We start from the raw sequence: 3707 nt of genomic DNA on the forward strand, positions 1-3707 counted from the left end.
ATTCCTGCGATTTTAATTGATATTAATAATACCACCTGTTATGAACTTGGGAAGGAAGAGGAAGCCTATAAAGGAAATTTCGAAAGTCAAACAGATATAAATATTGATTTGCTCAAGAAGGTATTGGATGCTAAATTATGATATTTTGATTGTTGGAGCAGGACCTGCTGGGTCTTCTGCTGCCTCAGAGGCAGCAAAATACGGGGCAAAAGTTTTGTTGATTGAGAAGAAAAAAATCATAGGAGAGCCTGTTCAATGTGCTGAGTTTATACCAAAACTAATTCTCAGTGAAGTAGAGATCTCACGTGATAGCATTGTTCAAGAGATTAAGGGGATGAGAACACACCTTCCAAACGGAGAATGTGTGGAATCATATTCACCTGGTTATATGCTTAATAGATCAATATTTGATAAAGAATTAGCGATGAAAGCCGCAGATAGTGGGGTGGAGGTTCGTATTAATACCTTATGTAGTTCAAAGAAGAAAGAAAAGATATTCATCAACAAAAATGGTAGGGAAATTGATGTTACAGCAAAAGTGATTATTGGTGCTGATGGGCCAAAATCGACTGTAGGAAAGTGGATAAACAGTGTAAACAGGGATTTCATCATTGGAATGCAATATAGTGTTCCATTAGTTTCTTCGTTGGATTTTACGGAGGTCTATTTTGATCAAGATTTCTTTGGTGGATATGGATGGTTGTTTCCAAAAGGGAAATCAGCAAATGTTGGGGTTGGTATTAAATATAATTCAATTACAAAAACCGATAAATCGTTGAGTAGCATACTCAAAAAATTTGTAAAAGTATTGGAAGAAGACGGTAAAGTCAAAAATAGTCCTTTTTTAATCACGAGCGGGTTAATTCCAGTGGGTGGGCCATTAAATACAGTGAAAGATAATATCATGCTCGTTGGTGATGCAGCTGGACAAACGCATCCAATAACCGGAGGGGGAATTGCTCAGGCAGTTATATGCGGTAAGATTGCCGGCAAGATTGCTGCCTGTGCGATTCAAAAAGAAGATATTGAAATGTTAATAGATTATGAAAAGGAATGGAAAGATATTTTTGGTAAGGAGTTAGAAAGAGCTCATACGAAACGGTGTTTTCTTGAATCTAATTGGGATAAATTAGATAGTATAGTAAAAAAATGTTGGACTGTATTTAGGGAATATTATTATGAATGACTTGGATAAATTGATTACGAAATCAAGAGAGATATCTTGGCGTAGGTTTGGTAAGAAGATAACCTTCTACCACCCAGGGATGTTTAAATATAATGGTAAGTGGGGAAATTATCCTGCAATATCTATCACCGGAAAACATTGCGAGCTTCAATGTGATCACTGTAACTCTAAAATACTTGAGTCAATGATCTTCGCTACAACTCCAGAAGAACTTATTGAAAAATGCATAAGATTGAAAGAGTTGGGCAATGTTGGTTGTCTTATTAGCGGCGGAAGTCAAAAAGATGGGACTATTCCCTGGTATAATTTTATTTCGGCCATAAAGACTATTAAAGAAACTACGAATCTTTTTATTTCGATTCACAGTGGTATCATAGATTATCAGATGGCTAAAAAAATGAAAGATGCTGGGGTGGATCAAGCACTAATCGACGTAATTGGAGATGAAGAAACATTTAAGAAAATATATCATGTTAATTTTGGTATAACGAAAATAGAAGAATCTCTTACTGCTTTGAAAAATGCTGGTCTTTCTATCATTCCTCATATCGTCGTTGGCCTTGATTATGGTAAAATCAAAGGAGAATACCATGCGATTGATTTAATAAAGAGATACAACCCGGAAGTTTTGGTCATAGTATCTCTTATGCCGCTATCAGGGACACCTATGAGGAATATTTTGCCACCAAATCCAGAAGAGGTTGCGAAAATTATTGCTACAGCAAGGATTGAGATGACAGATGTTCCGATATCTTTGGGATGTGCTCGTGAAAGAGCCAACCCATTAATTGATGTTCTGGCGGTGGAATGCGGAGTGAATAGAATTGCTATACCTTCAGAAGAAGCGATTAAAAAAGCTCAAGAATATGGCCTGGATATTATTTGGAAGAAGACATGTTGTTCCGTTCCGATAAATCTGAAAGAGGTGTAAAATGAGCAAAGAAAGCCCTGAATATTTGCGAACCAGTCTTGCTGCTGCAATGACGCTTGGGTTCAAGAACGGACTTTTTTATCGTGATGCAAAGTTATTTTGTATCAATTTACTTCTCACATATGATTCAGGTTGCGCAGGTAACTGTGGCTATTGTGGCCTTTCAATGAGACGACCTGGGACGTATGAAGATAAAAGTTTTATAAGGGTAGAGTGGACAGCTTATAAACTCACGGATATAATGGAGAGAATTTCTGAAAATGTCGATAGAGTAAAAAGGATATGTCTTTCAATGATAACCAACAAAAGGGCTAGAAAGGATACATGGGAGATTACCAAAACCCTGAGGCAAGATCTAGATATTCCGATATCTCTTCTTAGTTCACCTACCATTCTGGATAAAAGTGATCTATATCGATTTAAGGAAAACGGTGCAGATATGATTGGAATAGCAGTGGATTGTGCAACCCCACATTTATTTGAAAAGATCAGAGGGAAAACGGTTAAAGGTCCACATAAATGGGAAAAATACTGGAAGTATTATGAAGAGGCGCTTGAAATATTTGGTAAACGAAAGGCCGGTGTTCATCTGATAGTAGGTCTTGGAGAAACAGAAAGAGAAATGATAGAAACGATTCAAAAGGCTTATGATATGGGGGGATGCACTCATCTATTTTCTTTTTTTCCTGAATGTAATTCATTACTTTCTCAGCATCCACAGCCACCAGTTGGACAGTATAGAAGGGTTCAGCTTGCTAGATTCTTGATTGATGAAGGTATAAGTAGGATAGATAATTTCAGTTTCGATTCCTTTGGTAAGTTGATAGATTTTGGCATATTACAAGATAATTTGTCATCGATTATTGAAACAGGAACTCCTTTTATGACCAGTGGCTGTCCTGGGAGAGATGGAGAAGTTGCTTGTAATAGACCCTATGCAAATTGTCCACCTGGTCCTAAAATCAGAAATTTTCCATTTCCTCCTGAAAAAGAGGATATTCAAAAAATAAATAAAGAATTATGGCGCAGATAGCGATAACATAATAAGAACATTAGGGCGACAGCGTATAACACAACATAAAAGGTTCGTGCCTAACGGCACTCACCCAAATTTTTGCTTCGAAAAAACTTCTTTTATGCTGGAGCCGTTATATGCAGTTGCGCCCCGAGGACGTCCTCTATGATGATAAAATATGGAAAATATGGGGTCAGGTCTTGTAATATAACAAAGGATATGCTATATTAGCCACCTGACCAGACCATTACGGATAGAATTTGCGGGAGCAGTTTATCACATCACCTCCAGAAGAAATGCCAGGCAGGCGATCTTCCTTCTCGAGAAAGACTTTGCTGATTTCCTCGGAGTCTTATGTTTGGTACTGTCATGGGGACGGCAGACTGTGTGAAAATTAATAATAATATTTTTTCATAAAAGCGCAAACCATCTACCCTTTATTAGAATGACCCCTATCACTGGACACATTTACCGAAAAAATGAGACTTCTTGTATAATAAAATAGGCTTAAAGGTAAAAGTAATACTTATGCCAGTATCACTTTCCTTCTTTGCCTTAATCTTCTTAATATCTCT

Annotated in this window: 3 protein-coding genes; all 3 read left to right on the forward strand. The window is 37.1% G+C overall.

Annotation, left to right across the window (positions count from 1 at the left end):
• Positions 1-127: 127 nt before the first annotated feature.
• Genes COZ07_RS08315 through COZ07_RS08325 form a run of 3 tightly spaced genes read left to right on the forward strand, consistent with a single transcriptional unit; the run spans position 128 to position 3150 of the window.
• Positions 128-1186, forward strand: a complete 1059-nt coding sequence (locus tag COZ07_RS08315) for an NAD(P)/FAD-dependent oxidoreductase (protein ID WP_406608101.1) — start codon at positions 128-130, stop codon at positions 1184-1186.
• Complete coding sequence (locus tag COZ07_RS08320; RefSeq protein ID WP_406608102.1) at positions 1179-2117, forward strand: radical SAM protein; 939 nt, start codon at positions 1179-1181, stop codon at positions 2115-2117. Before COZ07_RS08315 ends, COZ07_RS08320 begins: the two co-directional genes overlap by 8 nt.
• Before the next feature lies 1 nt (position 2118).
• Positions 2119-3150, forward strand: a complete 1032-nt coding sequence (locus COZ07_RS08325) for a radical SAM protein (protein WP_406608103.1) — start codon at positions 2119-2121, stop codon at positions 3148-3150.
• Positions 3151-3707 lie beyond the last annotated feature (557 nt).

The organism is Candidatus Infernicultor aquiphilus, from assembly GCF_002784285.1.
GTDB lineage: Bacteria > Atribacterota > Phoenicimicrobiia > Phoenicimicrobiales > Phoenicimicrobiaceae > Infernicultor > Infernicultor aquiphilus.

Coding starts and splice junctions, on each gene's coding strand:
- COZ07_RS08315 (WP_406608101.1), top strand. CDS start 128: ATGCTAAATTATGATATTTTGATTGTTGGAGCAGGACCTGCTGGGTCT.
- COZ07_RS08325 (WP_406608103.1), top strand. CDS start 2,119: ATGAGCAAAGAAAGCCCTGAATATTTGCGAACCAGTCTTGCTGCTGCA.
- COZ07_RS08320 (WP_406608102.1), top strand. CDS start 1,179: ATGAATGACTTGGATAAATTGATTACGAAATCAAGAGAGATATCTTGG.